The organism is Vibrio sp. UCD-FRSSP16_30 (assembly GCF_001676025.1).
Classification (GTDB): domain Bacteria; phylum Pseudomonadota; class Gammaproteobacteria; order Enterobacterales; family Vibrionaceae; genus Vibrio.
Map to the genome: position 1 here is coordinate 69939 of NZ_LZFW01000001.1, position 18223 is coordinate 88161.

Here is an 18223-nt window from a genome sequence, read left to right on the forward strand (position 1 = left end):
TGAGACAACGATAAAAGTGACTCAAAGGGCTAAATTAATTAGCCGCTCTAGAGTCACAATTAGGCATCATTGTTTATTTAGAACCAATGGTGCTTGATAGCGTATAGCTTGCGCCGGGTTCAACAACAGTGCCGCTCTCGATGTTTGGAGCGTGATGACTTGCTTCTACGCATAGCATCGTTTTGTAGCCATCATCGGGCATGTCGGACATTGACTGCGCACCTTGCGACCATGGATTCCAAATTACGCTAGAGTTCACCCCTTGATTTTCAACGATGAGCTTACGCTCAAAGCCAGGATCGGTGAGGGTAATGAGTGGTTTAGGCTGAGTGTAAATACGGTCAACCGGTTCTGTCACGGTTAATGTGTCTGATCCGGTAGTTAACGCCGCATCATTCAGACCATCGATGTATTCAGTTCCCATACCTTGAACATTAACCGCTTCAATATCAGAAATATTCAAATAGGTATGCAGCGCTGCGGAAAAGCGCCAACTTTCGCTGTCAGTGTTGGTCATAACAAGGCTAACTTTTAGCTCGTCACCCACTTCTATATTCAGCACTGCTGCAAATTGGTGAGGCCATATCGCCAGTGTTTCATCGCTTGATTTAAGACCTAAGCTAATGATAACGCCATTGGTATTTTCCCTATGCTCAAGTAGTTCCCATTGTGCGGTGCGAGCAAAACCATGTGCAGGTGCTGCAACTCGACCAAACCAAGGCCAGCAAACAGGAATTCCGCCGCGAAGTGCCGCTTTGCCATCTAAAATAGCTTGCTTGCTCATCCAGATTAAATCGGCTTGATCTTTAGGTTGAAAAGAAATGACATGACCGCCATGCAAAGCAATCGCTGCACTGGCTTTTTCGTGTATGACACGCACAATTTTTAATTGATCAAGTTGCGCGATGGTGACGTTGTCAGACAGTACTGCAACGGGTGGTAACTGATATACATCCATATTGCGTTCTCACAAAACTAGGGCGTATCTTCTGTTGAGTAAGGGTGTTTTCCTACTCTTTAAATTTTTGCCCTAAAAATTGACAAAAAAAAGGCGACTCGAAAGCCGCCTTATACAAAATACTTAACTAATGCTTACTTAGAGATGTGAGCGATTAGGTCAAGAACTTTGTTTGAGTAACCGATTTCGTTGTCGTACCAAGATACAACTTTAACGAATTTGTCAGTTAGAGCAACACCAGCTTTAGCATCAAATACTGAAGTCTGAGTTTCGCCGATGAAGTCTTGAGAAACTACTGCATCTTCAGTGTAACCAAGAACGCCAGCCATTTCGCCTTCAGAAGCTTCTTTCATTGCTGCACAGATAGCTTCGTAAGATGCGCCTGTTTTTAGGTTAACTGTTAGGTCAACTACAGAAACGTTAGCAGTTGGTACGCGGAAAGCCATACCAGTTAGAAGACCGTTTACTTCAGGAAGTACAACGCCTACAGCTTTAGCAGCACCAGTTGATGATGGGATGATGTTTTGAGAAGCACCACGACCACCACGCCAGTCTTTAGCAGAAGGACCATCTACAGTTTTTTGAGTTGCTGTAGTAGCGTGAACTGTAGTCATAAGACCAGACTCGATACCGAACTTGTCGTTAAGAACTTTAGCGATAGGTGCTAGACAGTTAGTAGTACAAGAAGCGTTAGAAACGATGTCTTGACCAGCGTAAGTGTTGAAGTTTACGCCGTTAACGAACATTGGAGTTGCGTCTTTAGAAGGACCAGTAAGAACAACTTTCTTAGCGCCAGCAGTGATGTGCTTACGTGCAGTCTCGTCTGTTAGGAAAAGACCAGTTGCTTCAGCAACAACGTCAACGTCAATCTCGTTCCATTTAAGATCTTCAGGGTTACGCTCAGCAGTTACACGTACAGTGTTACCGTTTACGATTAGGTTACCGTCTTTAACTTCAACAGTGCCGTTAAAGCGACCGTGAGTTGAGTCGTATTTAAGCATGTAAGCCATGTATTCAACGTCGATAAGGTCATTGATGCCTACAACTTGGATATCAGCACGCTCTTGCGCTGCACGAAATACGAAACGGCCGATACGGCCAAAACCGTTAATACCTACTTTGATAGTCATTATGTTGCTCCACAACTTAATTAAGATTAATTATAAACTGGTAGTAAATTACAAAACTCAGTTTCCTTCTGCAATAGATAATCAAGTTTATTTTGTTTAAAGTCAAAAAAAAATACTATCTTATCGTTCATATGACTGCAGATGGTGATTTATTGCACTTATTTGGTCAAATCTCGCCGAATAAATGTGCGTTACGCAACAAAACTTTATTTTGAGGCGTAAATTACAAACTATTTCACATAAGCGGTTGAAAGTATGTGCTACAACACCGCTGTAGGCAAGTAATCAAAACATAAATTTCATTTAGCAAAGTAGGGTTAATTTTGAGCAACGAAGGGAACCAACAAACAAGCCAAGAATGGCGTGATACATTGACTGAGGAGCAGTATCGTGTTTGCCGAGAGCAAGGTACAGAAGCACCTTTCAGTGGTAAATTGTTACATAATAAATCATCTGGTGACTATGTTTGTACTTGCTGCCAAACATTATTATTTAAATCAGACAGTAAATATGATTCTGGTTGTGGTTGGCCAAGTTTTGATGCGCCGGCTTCAAAAGAGGCGATTCGCTTTATCGAAGATAACAGCCACGGTATGACACGAGTCGAAATTCGTTGTGCCAACTGCGATAGTCATCTTGGGCATGTGTTTCCTGATGGCCCACCAAGCACCGGTGAACGTTTTTGCGTTAACTCGGTCTCTTTGGTGTTTAATCAATCATCAGAAAAGTAGCTAGGGCGAACGCATGAGTGAGCACTTATCGACCAATCATGCACAGGATTTTGTTCAAATAACGTTTGTGATCTCACTCTGGATAAGTCGTCTTGTGAATAATTTGTTTAGTGATGCGTTTAGTCGAGTGTATTAATTAAAACCGTCAACATGGAAGAGAAGTGATTTAAATGAAACCGAATTTACAACAAATGGTCGATGCAATTACTCCTGATGCTTATCAGAGATTGAGCTTTGCGGTAGAAACAGGCCGTTGGCCGGAAGGGACGGTATTGAGTGATGACCAACGAGCATACTGTCAGCAAGCTGTTATGCTTTATCAAAGTAAGCACAATACCGAAGCGCAGCACATGACGGTTGCCGCCGGTGGTGATATTAGCTTTAAATCAAAGGGCGAATTGCAACGTCAGTTTAAAAATGAAGAAACCATTACCAAAGTAAAAGTGGATTAAAAAAATGAGCGCTGATGATAAGTCATCGGCGCTCATAGGTTAATTCGCTATTCTATAATTTGTTATTTTACAGTAGGTTCTTTTACTGAAAATAAGCGAGATTATAGGCTCATTTCACCGTGCAGAACTTGCTGCATTTTAGTTTTGATTTCTTCGTATTTTAAGCCGCGGCTAAGTAAAAAGTGTAGCTTGGCGAGCGCCGCTTCATGAGTCATGTCATAACCACTGATCACTCCAGCCTCTGCAAGAGCACAGCCTGTCGCGTAACCCCCCATATTCACTTTTCCTGCCAAGCATTGGGTTAGGTTTACTACAATCACGCCTCTTTCTGAGGCTTCTTTTAAATGCCCAAGCAGTTGAGGGTTTTGCGGAGCATTGCCTACGCCAAAGGTTAACAAGATCATCGCATTAACAGGCTGTCTTAATGTATTTCGAATAACTTCGTGCGAAATGCCTGGATACATGGTGATCACGCCAATAGGTTGCGGCGTAATGTTATGCACTTTAAACGTTCCCGATGGCTTCTTATCGACTTCCGCATGAGCACTAACTTGGATGTTGATGCCCGCTTCCAAAAGAGGCGGCAAGTTAGGTGAAGTAAAGGCGGAAAAACCGTCAGCGTGAGACTTGGTACTACGGTTGCCTCGCATCAACTGATTGTTGAAAAACAAAGTCACTTCATTAATTGGATAATTAGCGGCGATATGCAGTGCATTTAGTAGATTTGCTTGTCCATCAGAGCGAAGTTGAGCTAGAGGAATTTGCGATCCAGTGACTATCACTGGTTTGCCTAAGTTTTCCAGCATAAAAGACAAAGCAGAGGCGGTGTAAGCCATGGTATCGGTACCATGCAAAATGACAAAGCCATCATAGTTATCGTAGTTTTGTTTAATATCATCAGCAATTTGCTGCCAATCAGAAGGCGTCATGTCAGAAGAATCAATCAGAGGCGCATATTCATGAATGGTATACAAAGGCATTTCCGGACGATTAAATTCCGGCATTCCAGCCAATTGTGACTCCATAAATCCCGCAACAGGCACATATCCATTTGCCGATTTTTGCATACCGATTGTGCCGCCAGTGTAGGCGATATAGATGTGTTTTCGTGCGTTATTTTGAGGCATAAGTGCAGATTTTTATACTGATAATTAAGTGATACGCAGTATAACGGATCTGTTGAGGCAAGCAATAAGGCTACTGAGGCATAAAGCACAAAAAGCCCAGCAAGTGCTGGGCTAAATTTGTAAAGTGTTAGCTCATCGAGTTATTCGACCTGACAAGGCAAACACAAGGTATAAGTGCCATTAGGATCGTTAAATTGATGCATCAAACTAAAGTCCTCTTGAACTTGCGTCGCAATAGGTTGCAAAGAACTTGGCAATGCTGCATTAGACATCAGTGAGCTTGATAGCATGCTATTAAAATCGATTCCCGTTGATACCGAAATACGCTTGCTAAAATCTTTTAGGAATTGCTGCGCTGGAGTTAAAGACTTTTGTAGCCAGTTTAGGCGATAGCCATCCACTTTTGCGAGACTTGCTGCGCGAGCGATGGCATCGTCAAAGTCACCGATAGAATCGACCAGTCCTTTATCAACGGCATCTTGCCCTGTCCAGACTCGACCTTCCGCAATTTTTTCAACAGCATTAGCATCAAGGTGACGGTTTTCGCCAACTAGCCCGGTAAAGCGGCGATAGCCATTTTCAATGCCAAGTTGCATGGCGCGTTTTGCACCTTCATTAAGACCGGTAGTTACGCCGACACCAGCAAACGGTGATGTACCCAATCCGTCAGTATAAACGCCGTATTTGTTTAAGCCTTTCTCAAAGGTGGTAATCACACTAAAGATACCAATTGAACCGGTTAACGTAGTTGGTTGCGCTAATATTTCATCTGCTGACATGGAAATCCAATAACCACCAGAGGCGGCCAGACTGGACATCGAAACCACCACTGGGCGGTTAGTTGCTTTAAACGCTACAATCTCGTTACGAATAACTTCAGATGCAAACGCGCTACCACCAGGGCTATCAACACGCAGTACTAAGGCTTTTACATCATCATTTAGACGAGCCTTACGAATTAGCGCTGCGGTAGTGTCACCACCAATAGAGCTGCCTTTTTGCGGACCATCCATAATTGCGCCACTGGCGACAATGACGGCAATTTGGTTGTCCGATTGAATTTTTGACTCAGGGATTTGGTCTTTGTAAGTGTAATAATCAACGGACTTAAAGCCATTTTTATCATCACCACCAAAGGCATCAATCATCGCTTTTTGCGCTTGTTGACGAGTGGCTAATTCATCCACCATTTTAAGCTGAACCGCTAATTGAGCAAGGCTACCATCCGCTTGTTCAAACTCTTTTAGGAACGCATCCATGCTTGGATTAAGTACTGATTTTTCGATGTGACGGTTGCGAGCGACATCTTCAACGTATGCCCCCCAAAGTTGACCTAACCATACACTTGCCGCTTCTTTAGCAGGAGCTGACATGTTGTTGCGAGTGAAGGGTTCTACCGCTGATTTGTAAGTACCTACTTTAAATACATGCGTATTCACATCAAGATTTTCAAGCAAGGTTTTGTAGTACATAGAGTATGAGCTATAACCTTTGAGCAATACACCGCCATCAGGTGATAAGAAGATCTTATCTGCGTAACTGGCTAGGTAATATTGGCTCTGATTATAAAAGTCACCAATAGCGTAAATAGGTTTACCGCTGGCTTTAAATTCATTCAATGCTTTGGCGATGTAACGCAGTTTGGTGAGGTTAGTCTCAGGCATTTTTTTCAGGCTAAGCACTAAACCTGACACACTTTCATCACTGGCAGCGTGACGAATGGTTTCACGAATATCGTACAAGACGTTTTCTTTGGGGATGTCTTTACCGATAAGTGAGCCGGTTAAGGAATCCATAGGATTGACGAAGCTTCTACCTTCAACAATTTTGCCTGATAGGTTTAGCACAAGTGCTTTTGGTTCTTTATCGACTGCTACGGCATCATCTTGGCTGTCAATTTGAGAAAAACTAAAATAGACAAAGACGATAGCTGCAATAAACAATAGGTTAGCTAAGGCAAGACGAGTGAAGGTGATGACCTTCCAAATGCCTTTGAGCACTTTACCTAAAAAGCGAAACAGTGTTTTCATGATGTTCTCCGCCTGATCTTTCAACAATCAGAGAATTAGGGGGAATGATTCTTAATGCTAAGTGATAATGACATCGATCACAAATCACTATGAAGGAATAATTCCAAAAGAGTTAAATAAAATCATAGACCTACAATGTGCATTTCGTGGAATAGTTTAGCACTTTTTGTTTATGCCAAAGGAATTGAAATAGTGTGACCCAACATTACTTATGTTGCATAAATGTAAATTTATGTTTGCTATATGTAAGATTGCGACTTATCGTGGTCTGACCAGAGTATATTAAGCTAATAGGGGATGCTATGTACCCAAACCTTCTTCGTCCACTTGATTTAGGGTTTACGCAATTAAAGAACCGAGTATTAATGGGCTCAATGCATACTGGACTAGAAGATAGTGTCCAAGGGCTAAAAAAGCTGGCTGCATTTTATGAAGAGCGAGCTAAAGGCGATGTGGGTATTATTGTTACTGGCGGATTCTCTCCCAATTTACGTGGTCGTCTTTATCCTACTGCTGCGCAATTTAGTCGTCCTAAACATGTGCAAGCGCATAAAGTTATTACACAAGCGGTGCATCGCCATCAGGGTAAAATTGCTCTGCAACTGTTGCATGCAGGCCGATATGGCTACCACCCGCTAGCTCAAAGCTCGACTCCCGCGAAGGCCCCTATAGCAAAATTTGCGCCAAGTGAGATGAGCTCAAGACAAGTCAAAAACACCATTGATGATTATGCCAATAGCGCAGCTCTTGCAAAGCAGGCGGGTTATGATGGCGTTGAAGTGATGGGCTCTGAAGGTTATTTAATTAACCAATTTATCTGTAAGCGAACCAACCAACGTGATGATGAATGGGGTGGCTGTTACAAAAATCGTATGCGTTTTCCTATTGAGATAGTGAGAGCGATTAGGCGCTCAGCCGGCGATGATTTTATTATTATCTTCCGTCTTTCTATGCTTGATCTAGTTGAAGAAGGCAGCACTTTAGATGACGTGATTTTATTGGCAAAAGAGCTAGAAAAAGCCGGAGTCTCTATCCTTAATACCGGTATTGGTTGGCATGAAGCCAGAATTCCAACCATTGTGACTTCCGTTCCGCGTGGCGCATTTACTTGGGTCACCAACAAGGTAAAGCCGCACGTTTCTATTCCGGTTGTGGCAACCAATCGCATTAACAGTCCTGCGCAAGCTGAGGAAATTTTACAGCAAGGCGGGGCGGATATGGTGTCGATGGCGCGTCCTTTCTTAGCCGATGCCGATTTTGTACGTAAAGCGCAAGACAATACTCCAGAGCTAATTAATACCTGTATCGGCTGTAACCAAGCCTGTCTTGATAACGCCTTTAAAGGAAAAAGAGCCAGTTGTATGGTGAATCCGCAGGCGTGTTACGAAACAGAATTACCCATAATTAAAACAAAACAACCTAAACGCGTTGCTGTTGTAGGGGCAGGTCCTGCGGGCCTGAGTGCGGCCCTTTACAGTGCAAAACGTGGGCATAAGGTTGATCTGATTGAAAAAAGTGATCGAATTGGCGGCCAGTTTAGACTGGCAATGCAAATTCCGGGCAAAGAAGAATTTCGTGAAACTATCCGCTATTTTGCCAATCAGTTAGATAAACACGCCGTTAATTTACAGCTCAATACCGAAGCGACAGAGCAGATCCTTTCTCAATACGATGAAATTATTATGGCAACAGGGGTGATACCTCGCAGGCCAGACATTAAAGGGCTTTCAGAAAGCACTAAGGTTTATGACTATCAAACGTTGATTAGAGAAAAAAGCTATTTAGGTAACAAAGTAGCGGTCATTGGCGCAGGTGGTGTTGGTATCGATGTTGCGACCATGCTCACTGAGCCGAGCCGTTTTTCCCTAGATGAATGGATGCAGGAATGGGGTATTGATCAGGAATATCAACATCCTGGCGGGCTCTATCCATACCCTGAGATTCACTCAAAAACCGAAGTATGGCTGTTGCAACGCAAGGAAGGCACCGTTGGAAAAGGGCCGGGTAAAACCACGGGTTGGGTGCATAGAGCGACGTTGAAAAAACGTGGCGTACATTTATTAGGCGGAGTAGCTTATCAAGAGATTGATGAATCAGGTCTGCATATCTCAGTGAAAAATGAATCCCAAACTTTGGATGTCGATAGCGTAGTGGTGTGTGCAGGACAAGAATCAGTGAGGCCTTTTGAAGATAAATGGCAAGAGAAACAAGGTCATGTGCACGTAATTGGCGGTGCGGATGAAGCGGGCGAGTTAGACGCGGTTCGTGCAATACGTCAAGGGTTTGAACTTGCAATTAAGATTTAATCTCACTTAGATGTTACACTTTAATGAGACTAAAAATAGATTTTGGAATAAAGACATGGACGCATTAGAGCTTTTATTACACCGTCACTCTATCGCAAAACTTGGCCACCCTGCGCCAAGTGGTGAAGTGCTAGATAATATTTTAAGAGCGGGACTTCGCGCCCCAGATCATGGAGCACTAACCCCTTGGCGGTTTGTGATTAGTGAAGGCGAGGGCTTGAAGAAACTGGCCGATATCTTAGTGTCAGCCGCTAAACAGGCTAACTCTGAAGATGCTGTGCTTGAAAAACTGGCCAATGCTCCTTTTCGCGCACCGATGGTGATTACGGTCATCGCAAAAACCAAATCGCACCCTAAAGTGCCTGAATTAGAACAGTATTTATCAGCAGGTTGTGCCGCGCAAGCTATGCAGATGGCAGCAGTCGCTCAAGGTTTTCAGGGCTTCTGGCGTTCAGGTACTTGGATGTTTGATGCCAATGTAGAGCGTGCTTTTGGTCTAGAAGAAAAAGATCACATTGTGGGTTTCTTATATTTGGGAACAGCAGAGTGTGCGCCACATAAAGTGCCAGAGCGCGATCTGAGCAAATTTGTTGAGTACCTATAACGAGTTCTAAGCTTAAGCCTCTAAATAGCCCCTTATCAGTGATAATCTGTTGTCATTGTTGCACTTAGATTACTGGGTATGTATATTTATCCAGTAATCTAATTCACCTATTATTTCTTATGACACGACTTTTTGTAGCAGAAAAACCCAGCTTAGGCCGCGCGATTGCCAGCGCTCTTCCCAGACCCCATAAAAACGGGCAAGGGTATATTGAGTGTGGTAATGGCGACATAGTGACTTGGTGTATTGGGCATTTGCTAGAACAAGTCGAACCCGACGTTTACGATCCTAAATATAAACGATGGGATCTTGCCGATCTTCCTATTATCCCTGATGCGTGGCAACTCAGACCGCGTAAAAGTGCCGCTAAGCAATTAGCCGTCGTCAAAAAACTGCTCAAATCATCCAAGCAAATTGTTAATGCAGGTGACCCTGATAGAGAAGGGCAATTGCTGGTGGATGAGGTGTTTGATTACTGCAAAGTCAGCAAAACCAAAAAAGAGTCGGCGCAGCGTTTATTAATCAGTGATTTAAATTTGTCAGCGGTGAAGCGTTCTTTATCGAGCATGCGCAGTAATAAAGAGTTTGTGCCTTTGTCAGTTTCTGCCCTTGCACGCTCTCGCGCTGATTGGTTATACGGCATGAACATGTCTCGCGCTTATACGCTATTGGGTAAAAAAGCTGGATATAACGGTGTGTTATCTGTTGGCCGAGTGCAAACACCCGTATTAGGTTTAGTGGTGCGTCGCGATCTTGAAATCGAAAATTTTGTGCCGCGTGATTACTTTACCCTTGAGGCACTGATTCCTTATTCAGACCATAGCGGCACTTTTGATATTCGCGCTAAGTGGATACCCAGTGAAGCATGTAAAAAATGGTTAGATGAAGACGGAAGAGTATTAAGCAAAGCATTGGTAGAAAACGTGGCTCAGCGTATTCAAGGCCAGCCTGCCAGTGTCACCAAATCAGAACAAAAGACCACCAAGCAAGCACCGCCATTGCCTTATTCCTTGAGCGCCTTACAAATAGACGCGTCAAAACGTTATTCAATGAGTGCTCAGCAAGTTTTAGACTTGTGTCAGTCACTCTATGAAAAATACAAAGTGATTACTTACCCTCGTTCGGATTGCCGCTATTTGCCGGTTGAGCACTTTAACGAAGCAAAATCAGTATGTGATGCTATTTTAGCTAACGCTTCAGATCAAAGTAGTGCGGTGGCAAACGCCAATCTGTCACTGCGCTCTAAAGCGTGGAATGATAAAAAAGTCGATGCGCACCACGCCATCATTCCGACACCAAAAAAAGCCTCAAACTTGCCGCCTCAAGAGGCAAAGGTATACCAACTGATTGCCACCCAATATCTCATGCAATTTTATCCGTCAGCAGAATACGCCGAATCTAAATTAGAATTTGATATTAAAGGCGGCAAATTTACCGCCTCTGGTCGGCAATTATTGGTTCCCGGTTGGAAAGTGTTATTCCCTGCACGTAAAGACACTTCAGATAAAGATAAGCAAGCTCCACTTGTGCCAGCGCTAGCAAAAGGACAACAGTTAACTTGCCGTGAAGGTGAGATTAAACAAAAGCAAACCGAGCCGCCAAAACACTTTACTGAAGGGACGTTATTGCAAGCAATGACCGGTATTGGACGTTTTGTGCAAGACAGTTCACTAAAGAAAATCCTTAGAGAAACCGATGGTATCGGTACCGAGGCCACTCGCGCCGGTATTTTAGATACCTTATTTAAACGTGCTTTATTATCGCGCAGTGGCAAATCCGTATTAAGCACCCCCGCAGGTAAAGGCCTAGTAGCCGCATTGCCCGATCTCTCCACCTATCCAGATTTAACCGCCCACTGGGAAAAACAGCTACACGATATGGCCGAGAAAAAACAGGCATACCAACCTTTCATTACCGAATTACATCAACAACTCGCTCAACTAATGAACACAGCCAAAACAGGCCCAGTACCAGAGTCATTACGCTCACTACCAGAAGTGAAAAAGCCTGCGTATAAGAAACGTCGAGCTAGTGGTAAGAAGTCGGTTACTAAGCGTGGTGGGAAATAGGAGTGTAGAATATCTGATAATTGAGACTTTCTTCTAGTTGCCTATTAATACTATAAATGTGTTATTTATAGCTAGGCTATATTTATAATAAGGCGTATAAGCAAATGGTGAAAATGAATGCATATAGTCATGGAGTATAAATAAAATTAACACCCTGTAATACTAGTTTTAATTATTGATAGGTATAACATATAAGTATTGTTTCTATTAAGGTTGATACTATGCTTGATTTTATTGAAAATATATTTAATTTTATAATTAAGTGTATAGTTGCACTTATTAAGTTTGTAGTAGTAATTGTTTTAGTTATCGGCGTAATTGCATGGAATTGGGATACGTCTGACTCTAGTAGCGACGAATGGATGGGTTTTGTTTATCCTGATAAAGCTAATTTATGGAATGACAGGGATGTAGGTACGTTCTCTACGCTGGAGGAGTGTAGAGAGGAATCTTTGGATGCATTGCGAATGATAGGTGCTACCCGTTCTGGTGATTATGAGTGTGGTCTTAATTGTGATACATCAAAAGGGAAACCCTATATTTGTGAGAAAACAGAACGTTAATTACTTAAATGAATTAGATCTAATGTAATATATTAAATCGTAATGTTCTTGTGTGATATTACTAGCAATTACTTAATAATTCTTATTAATATAATGAGTGTATATGAGCTTAATTTTATAGTGGGTGGTTGTGTTATTTATTTAACTGCTCGACGTTGTAAATATAGCTAAATCTATAACCTTTGCTAATTTAGTTAATAATTAATAAAAGTTATAGGTTGTAATTCCAGGGTGAAATAACGAACGTGTTTTGAACAAAATTATGTGCATTATCGGAGCAAGTCTTTGTGGCATGGATGCCACAATGAAGCCATCAAGGATGATTTCACGGCGTCTTGTGGAGATAATGTACATGATTGGTCGATAAGTGTTCACTCATGCGTTCGCCCTAGTTGTAATGCTAAGTTCTCTTACCAAGCAATACTCTGCCCATCATAATTAAAGAACCCGCCAGATTGCTCCGTTGTTGAGTTTTCAATCACGTTGACCAAACCTTTAACCGAGTCATTGACTTCGATTAGGGCATTAGGCCCACCCATCTCGGTTTTGACCCAGCCGGGGTGAAGGGCGAGTACGGTGAAGCCTTGTGGGTTTAAGTCGTTGTGCAGGCTTTTTATGACAGAATTAACGCCTGCTTTTGATGAGCGATAGATGTAGCCACCGCCAGAGGTGTTTTCTGTCATGCTGCCGACTTTTGATGAGAGTATCGCGATGCGCTTTTCATTACTTTTTTCAAGGGCAGGGTAGAAGGCTTCGACTAATTTAAGCGGAGCTATGGTGTTCACCTCTAATACTTTGCGCCACTCTTGCACATCAATATCGCCCAAAGAGCCGCCTTTTGGTCCGTAGTAGCCTGCATTATTAATCAGAAGATCTAACTGATCGAATTCATTGGCAAGACGTTTGACGGCAGCGTAATCCGTCACATCAAGTTGTCTTATGTGCAAGTTGTCGTAGGTTTGAATTAAATCAAACAGCGGATCGCTGGTGGATTCATCACGGTAAGTGGCGACGACCTGTGCGCCTTTCTTTAAATAGTGAACAGTTAGGCCAAAACCGATTCCACGGTTTGCTCCGGTGATTAAAATGGTGCGCATGGCCTTTCCTTTTATTAATGATGATGTGAGTTAACGATATTACTTTGGTTGAGCGTCTATACACAAACCTGTGATGGCGTCTGCTTGCTCACTCATTAAGTATAAGTAGAGCGGCATAATATCAAGAGGCGTTTTTAATGTGTCAGCATCTTCAGCAGGGTAAGCACCCGCACGCATTGAGGTGCGTGTTGCGCCGGGATTAATCGCATTAACTCGTATTGGCGTATTACTTAACTCGTCAGCGAGTACTTGCATCATACCTTCGGTGGCAAATTTTGAGATGGCATAACTGCCCCATAACGCACGTCCCATATGCCCGACGGTCGAGGAGGTAAACACAATGCGTCCATACTGTGATTTTTTGATAATAGGCAGCAAGGCTTGAGTCATAATAAATTGTGCTTTGACATTGATTTGCATGACTTCATCAAAGGTATCTTCTTCAATTTGGTCAAACGGGCTGATCATGCCAAGGATCCCAGCATTGTGCAGTAGGCCATCAAGTCTGCCGTATTGGCCTTCGATAGTTTCTGCCATATCAATGTAATGCTGCTTAGTTGCACCTTGCATATCTAATGGAATAATCGCCGGCTCAGGGAAGCCAGCATTAATGATTTCGTCGTATGTTTGCTCAAGTTTTGTCACGGTACGACCGAGTAAGATAACCGTCGCCCCATGCTCTGCATAAGAAAGTGCAGCTTGTTTTCCAATGCCATCTCCAGCACCTGTTACGAGAATGATTTTGTCTTTTAAAGCGTCAGTTGCCACTGCGTAATCCACAATCTGAATCCTTTTAATGCGGTTTTGATTTAACGAATAGGAATAGAGGGTTACAATACAACAATAATCATCTTCAGGGATAAGACATTGGAATTTTTGTTAGACTACGGCTTGTTTTTGGCCAAAATTGTTACGTTTGTCGCCGCTATTATTGCAATCATAGTCATTGCTAAATCAGCTTCATCTAAAGGTGGCGCGAAAGGTTCACTTGAAGTCACCAACCTTTCTGAACTTCACGAGAATAATATTGAGCTAATGGAACATCATCTACATGATGAAGCTTTCATTAAAGCGCGAGATAAAGCAGCGAAAAAAGAACTAAAAGAACAAGAGAAAGCACGTACTAAAGAGATCAAAGAAGCGGTTAAAAATGGCCAGCTTGACTCAAAACGTAAATCTCATCTATTTGTTTTGGATTTTAATGGCAGCATTGATGCCAAAGAAGTTACTCAACTTCGCGAAGAAATTACCGCGGTGTTAGCGTGTGCTCGTGACGGTGACGAAGTGTTAGTTCGTCTTGAATCTGGCGGCGGCATGGTGCACGGCTATGGTCTAGCCGCTTCTCAGCTAGATCGTATTAAAGCGGCCAACATTCCATTGACCATTGCGGTTGATAAAGTCGCGGCAAGTGGCGGTTATATGATGGCGTGTGTGGCGGATAAAATTGTATCAGCGCCATTTGCTATCGTTGGCTCTATTGGCGTGATTGCGCAAATTCCTAACTTTCATAAGTTGCTTAAAAAGAACAACGTTGAATTTGAACAAGTGACCGCAGGTGAGTACAAACGTACTTTGACTATGTTTGGTGAAAATACGGACAAAGCGCGCGATAAATTCAAACAAGAGCTAGAAGAAACTCATGACTTGTTTAAAGATTTTATCCGTGAGCGTCGCCCTGCGTTAGAACTTGATAATGTTGCCACTGGTGAGCATTGGTATGGTTCACAAGCTTTGGCTCTAGGCCTAATAGATAAAGTGCAAACGTCTGACGATCTGGTGATTGAAGCGTGTAAAGATAAAACCGTACTTGCCGTTCAGTATGTACAAAAGAAAAAGCTAGCTGATAAATTTGGCAAAGCGGCGGCTGAGGCGACAGATTCAGTGTTGCTAAAATGGGTTCAACGAGGTCAAAGACCGATTGTTTAATCTGATTACTTGTTCAAATTAATCATGGCCGACCTTTTGTGGTTGGCCTTTTTGTTATTTAGTTTCCTCCTTCTTTATAGCACGGAGCTCTCCAGATAATGTTGATGCTCTATATCACAAGTGACTGCCCATATTCTTCAATGTTATTGCTCGCGCCCTGCGGTAATAACCTCTATAATATGCCCGCGTTCATTGATGCGCACTTAGGGCAAAGACCCACAACAAAAGAAAAACATCTGGAGTAACTATGTCTTCTCTTTCTCCTGTCATTACCGTAGACGGCCCAAGTGGGGCAGGTAAGGGCACTTTATGTATGATGTTGGCTAACAAACTAGGCTTTCAATTACTCGATTCTGGCGCGATTTATCGTGTATTGGCACTCGCGGCGATTCACCATGGTGTGGATCTTGAATCTGAAGATGCTTTAGTTCCTCTTGCGACGCACTTAGATGTGCAGTTCATCGCGCAGGGTGACTTGGTTCAGGTTATCCTCGAAGGTGAAGATGTTTCGGGCGAACTAAGAAAAGAAGAAACGGGTATGGCGGCATCGAAAGTGGCGGCTTTACCGCGTGTTCGTGAGGCGCTATTACGCCGTCAGCGTGCTTTTCAAGCAGAGCCGGGTCTTGTTGCAGATGGTCGTGATATGGGAACGGTTGTATTTACAAATGCAGTCGCGAAGATTTTCCTTGATGCAAGTGCCCAGGAGCGAGCTCAAAGACGCTTTAATCAGTTGCAAGGCAAGGGCTTAGAGGTTAGTATTGACCACCTTTTAAGCGAGATCCAAGAACGAGACTATCGTGACCGCAACCGAAAAGTTGCGCCTTTACGTCCGGCTGATGACGCTTTAGTGCTTGATTCTACAGAACTTTCTATTGATGAAGTCGTAGAGAAAGCCTTACAATTTATCGAATCTAAATTGTCTTGATGCATTCCTAAATAGGAAGTCAGGGCATTATGGTACGTTGGTCCCAAGGATGATGACCGGCGAATTTATCAACCCCTCGCGGCAGGATGCCCGTGGACGTTTAAATATTGAAGATCTAATAAATGACTGAATCTTTTGCTCAACTCTTTGAAGAGTTTCTAAACGAAACTGAATTCCAACAAGGTAGTATCGTTAAGGGTACTGTAGTAGCTATCGAGAACGGTTTCGTTCTTGTTGATGCTGGCCTTAAGTCTGAGTCTGCTATCCCTGCAGAACAATTCAAGAACGCTGCTGGCGAACTTGAAGTTGCAGTAGGCGACGAAGTAGACGTAGCGCTTGATGCTGTTGAAGATGGTTTCGGTGAAACTCAACTTTCTCGTGAGAAAGCTAAGCGTCACGAAGCTTGGATCGTACTTGAAAAAGCTTACGAAGAAGCTGAAACTGTTGTTGGTATCATCAACGGTAAAGTTAAAGGCGGTTTCACTGTTGAACTTAACGGTATCCGTGCTTTCCTACCAGGTTCTCTAGTAGACGTACGTCCTATCCGCGACACTGCTCACCTAGAAAACAAAGAGCTAGAGTTCAAAGTAATCAAGCTTGATCAGAAGCGCAACAACGTTGTTGTTTCTCGTCGTGCTGTTATCGAATCTGAAAACAGTGTTGAGCGTGACGAACTTCTTGAGACTCTACAAGAAGGTACTGAAGTTAAAGGTATCGTTAAGAACCTTACTGACTACGGTGCATTCGTTGACCTTGGTGGCGTAGATGGTCTACTTCACATCACTGATATGGCTTGGAAACGTGTTAAGCACCCATCTGAGATCGTAAATGTTGGTGACGAGATCCTAGTTAAAGTTCTTAAGTTTGACCGTGAGCGCACTCGTGTTTCTCTAGGTCTTAAGCAACTTGGCGAAGATCCATGGGTAGCTATCGCTAAGCGTTACCCTGAAGGTCACAAACTTACAGGTCGTGTTACTAACCTAACTGACTACGGTTGCTTCGTTGAAATCGAAGAAGGCGTTGAAGGTCTAGTTCACGTTTCTGAAATGGATTGGACTAACAAGAACATCCACCCTTCTAAAGTTGTGAACGTAGGCGACGAAGTTGAGGTTATGGTTCTTGAGATTGACGAAGAACGTCGTCGTATCTCTCTAGGTCTAAAACAATGTAAAGCTAACCCTTGGCAGTCATTCGCTGAAATTCAAGCGAAAGGCGATCAAGTTACTGGTAAGATCAAGTCTATCACTGACTTCGGTATCTTCATCGGTCTAGAAGGCGGCATTGACGGTCTAGTTCACCTGTCTGACATTTCTTGGAACGTTGCTGGCGAAGACGCAGTACGCGAATACAAGAAAGGCGACGAAATCTCAGCTGTTGTTCTTGCAGTAGATGCAGAACGTGAGCGTATTTCTCTTGGCGTTAAGCAAATGGAAAACGACCCGTTCAACAACTATGTTGCTGACAACAAAAAAGGTACTCTAGTTTCTGGTACTGTAACTGCAGTTGACGCAAAAGGTGCTACAATTGAACTTGTAGACGGCGTTGAAGGTTACATTCGTGCTTCTGAAGTATCTCGTGACCGTATCGAAGATGCGTCTCTAATCCTAAGCGTTGGCGATAGCGTTGAAGCGAAGTTCACTGGTGTAGACCGTAAGAACCGCGTAATCAACCTATCTATCAAAGCTAAAGACCAAGCTGAAGAGCAAGAAGCAATGGCTTCACTGAACAAAGCTGAAGACGGCGGGTTCGGTAATGCTATGGCAGATGCATTCAAGGCTGCTAAAGGCGAATAATCACTTTTTTAATTAAAAGTTGACCGCTAAGAGGGAGCCCACAAGGCTCCCTTTTTTTGATTTGTGAATGAGGGAAACTATGACAAAGTCTGAGTTGATCGAAAGACTGTGCGCTGAGCAGACACACTTATCTGCTAAAGAAATTGAAGATGCTGTAAAAGACATTATTGAATATATGGCTGATACTCTAGAAGGTGGTGAGCGAATCGAAATTCGTGGTTTCGGTAGTTTTTCTCTTCACTATCGAGAACCTCGTTTGGGACGTAATCCTAAAACTGGTGACCAAGTGGATTTGGACGGAAAATTTGTTCCTCACTTTAAGCCAGGCAAAGAATTACGCGAACGTGTTAACGCCAGTCTATAATGATAAAAATTAAGTAAGAACGGCACTTCTCTCTTGAAGTGCCGTTTTTTTCGTTATGCTTTTAAAGATGACTCAAATTTGACATCAAAAAAATCAATTTTTAGATACTTAACATGATGATTATCATCGATTTAGCATGGTGTAGGAT

Annotated in this window: 16 protein-coding genes; 10 read left to right on the forward strand and 6 right to left on the reverse strand. The window is 43.0% G+C overall.

All coding sequences use genetic code 11. The features are described from left to right. Positions 1-73: 73 nt before the first annotated feature. Both A9260_RS00330 and gap read right to left on the reverse strand, forming a co-directional pair. Entirely contained in the window at positions 74-958 is an 885-nt protein-coding gene (locus A9260_RS00330) for a D-hexose-6-phosphate mutarotase (RefSeq protein WP_068695050.1), read from the reverse strand. Between the two features lie 134 nt (positions 959-1092). After that, positions 1093-2088, reverse strand: a complete 996-nt coding sequence (gene gap / locus A9260_RS00335) for a type I glyceraldehyde-3-phosphate dehydrogenase (RefSeq protein ID WP_068695052.1) — start codon at positions 2086-2088, stop codon at positions 1093-1095. A gap of 323 nt (positions 2089-2411) precedes the next feature. Here gap and msrB point away from each other — a divergent pair, with 323 nt between their 5' ends. Together msrB and A9260_RS00345 are read left to right on the forward strand one after the other, a co-directional pair. Further along, positions 2412-2819, forward strand: a complete 408-nt coding sequence (gene msrB / locus A9260_RS00340) for a peptide-methionine (R)-S-oxide reductase MsrB (protein ID WP_068695054.1) — start codon at positions 2412-2414, stop codon at positions 2817-2819. 170 nt (positions 2820-2989) lie between these two features. Continuing rightward, entirely contained in the window at positions 2990-3271 is a 282-nt protein-coding gene (locus tag A9260_RS00345; protein WP_068695056.1) for a YeaC family protein, read from the forward strand. Positions 3272-3372: 101 nt separating this feature from the next. Here A9260_RS00345 and ansA read toward each other — a convergent pair whose 3' ends face one another. Together ansA and sppA are read right to left on the reverse strand one after the other, a co-directional pair. Next, entirely contained in the window at positions 3373-4398 is a 1026-nt protein-coding gene (ansA, locus tag A9260_RS00350; RefSeq protein ID WP_068695058.1) for an asparaginase, read from the reverse strand. A gap of 140 nt (positions 4399-4538) precedes the next feature. After that, positions 4539-6428: a signal peptide peptidase SppA gene (sppA, locus tag A9260_RS00355; protein WP_068695060.1), complete on the reverse strand. Its 1890-nt coding sequence runs from the start codon at positions 6426-6428 to the stop codon at positions 4539-4541. Between the two features lie 302 nt (positions 6429-6730). Here sppA and A9260_RS00360 point away from each other — a divergent pair, with 302 nt between their 5' ends. The 4 genes from A9260_RS00360 to A9260_RS00375 all read left to right on the forward strand — a co-directional run bounded on the left by A9260_RS00360 (position 6731) and on the right by A9260_RS00375 (position 11970). Next, positions 6731-8734: an NADPH-dependent 2,4-dienoyl-CoA reductase gene (locus A9260_RS00360; protein ID WP_068695062.1), complete on the forward strand. Its 2004-nt coding sequence runs from the start codon at positions 6731-6733 to the stop codon at positions 8732-8734. Between the two features lie 55 nt (positions 8735-8789). Continuing rightward, a complete protein-coding gene (locus A9260_RS00365) occupies positions 8790-9338 on the forward strand; it encodes an NAD(P)H nitroreductase (protein WP_068695064.1) in 549 nt (182 codons plus the stop codon). Positions 9339-9457: 119 nt separating this feature from the next. Then, the gene (locus A9260_RS00370; protein WP_068695066.1) at positions 9458-11407 is read left to right on the forward strand and encodes a DNA topoisomerase III; all 1950 of its coding nucleotides are present in this window, start codon (positions 9458-9460) and stop codon (positions 11405-11407) included. A 221-nt stretch (positions 11408-11628) separates the two neighbouring features. After that, entirely contained in the window at positions 11629-11970 is a 342-nt protein-coding gene (locus A9260_RS00375; protein ID WP_068695069.1) for a hypothetical protein, read from the forward strand. Between the two features lie 410 nt (positions 11971-12380). Here the strand turns inward: A9260_RS00375 and A9260_RS00380 are convergent, their stop codons facing one another. Both A9260_RS00380 and A9260_RS00385 read right to left on the reverse strand, forming a co-directional pair. Next, positions 12381-13067, reverse strand: coding sequence for an SDR family oxidoreductase (locus tag A9260_RS00380; RefSeq protein ID WP_068695071.1), 687 nt, complete (start codon positions 13065-13067; stop codon positions 12381-12383). Between the two features lie 39 nt (positions 13068-13106). Then, the gene (locus A9260_RS00385) at positions 13107-13847 is read right to left on the reverse strand and encodes a YciK family oxidoreductase (protein ID WP_068695073.1); all 741 of its coding nucleotides are present in this window, start codon (positions 13845-13847) and stop codon (positions 13107-13109) included. Positions 13848-13934: 87 nt separating this feature from the next. Between A9260_RS00385 and sohB the strand changes: the two genes are divergently transcribed. The 4 genes from sohB (at position 13935) to ihfB (ending at position 18075) form a co-directional block, all read left to right on the forward strand. Next, the gene (gene sohB / locus A9260_RS00390) at positions 13935-14993 is read left to right on the forward strand and encodes a protease SohB (RefSeq protein ID WP_068695075.1); all 1059 of its coding nucleotides are present in this window, start codon (positions 13935-13937) and stop codon (positions 14991-14993) included. A gap of 247 nt (positions 14994-15240) precedes the next feature. After that, entirely contained in the window at positions 15241-15918 is a 678-nt protein-coding gene (cmk, locus tag A9260_RS00395) for a (d)CMP kinase (RefSeq protein WP_068695077.1), read from the forward strand. A gap of 122 nt (positions 15919-16040) precedes the next feature. After that, positions 16041-17711 carry a 30S ribosomal protein S1 gene (gene rpsA, locus A9260_RS00400; RefSeq protein WP_068695079.1) on the forward strand — a complete coding sequence of 557 codons (1671 nt, stop codon included), beginning with the start codon at positions 16041-16043 and terminating at the stop codon, positions 17709-17711. Positions 17712-17790: 79 nt separating this feature from the next. Further along, a complete protein-coding gene (gene ihfB / locus A9260_RS00405) occupies positions 17791-18075 on the forward strand; it encodes an integration host factor subunit beta (RefSeq protein ID WP_068695081.1) in 285 nt (94 codons plus the stop codon). Positions 18076-18223 lie beyond the last annotated feature (148 nt).

Bases quoted from the DNA above. Each gene is read 5' to 3' on its own strand.
- A9260_RS00330 (WP_068695050.1), bottom strand. From the start codon at position 958: ATGGATGTATATCAGTTACCACCCGTTGCAGTACTGTCTGACAACGTC.
- gap (WP_068695052.1), bottom strand. From the start codon at position 2,088: ATGACTATCAAAGTAGGTATTAACGGTTTTGGCCGTATCGGCCGTTTC.
- A9260_RS00345 (WP_068695056.1), top strand. From the start codon at position 2,990: ATGAAACCGAATTTACAACAAATGGTCGATGCAATTACTCCTGATGCT.
- ansA (WP_068695058.1), bottom strand. From the start codon at position 4,398: ATGCCTCAAAATAACGCACGAAAACACATCTATATCGCCTACACTGGC.
- sppA (WP_068695060.1), bottom strand. From the start codon at position 6,428: ATGAAAACACTGTTTCGCTTTTTAGGTAAAGTGCTCAAAGGCATTTGG.
- A9260_RS00360 (WP_068695062.1), top strand. From the start codon at position 6,731: ATGTACCCAAACCTTCTTCGTCCACTTGATTTAGGGTTTACGCAATTA.
- A9260_RS00365 (WP_068695064.1), top strand. From the start codon at position 8,790: ATGGACGCATTAGAGCTTTTATTACACCGTCACTCTATCGCAAAACTT.
- A9260_RS00370 (WP_068695066.1), top strand. From the start codon at position 9,458: ATGACACGACTTTTTGTAGCAGAAAAACCCAGCTTAGGCCGCGCGATT.
- A9260_RS00375 (WP_068695069.1), top strand. From the start codon at position 11,629: ATGCTTGATTTTATTGAAAATATATTTAATTTTATAATTAAGTGTATA.
- A9260_RS00380 (WP_068695071.1), bottom strand. From the start codon at position 13,067: ATGCGCACCATTTTAATCACCGGAGCAAACCGTGGAATCGGTTTTGGC.
- cmk (WP_068695077.1), top strand. From the start codon at position 15,241: ATGTCTTCTCTTTCTCCTGTCATTACCGTAGACGGCCCAAGTGGGGCA.
- rpsA (WP_068695079.1), top strand. From the start codon at position 16,041: ATGACTGAATCTTTTGCTCAACTCTTTGAAGAGTTTCTAAACGAAACT.
- ihfB (WP_068695081.1), top strand. From the start codon at position 17,791: ATGACAAAGTCTGAGTTGATCGAAAGACTGTGCGCTGAGCAGACACAC.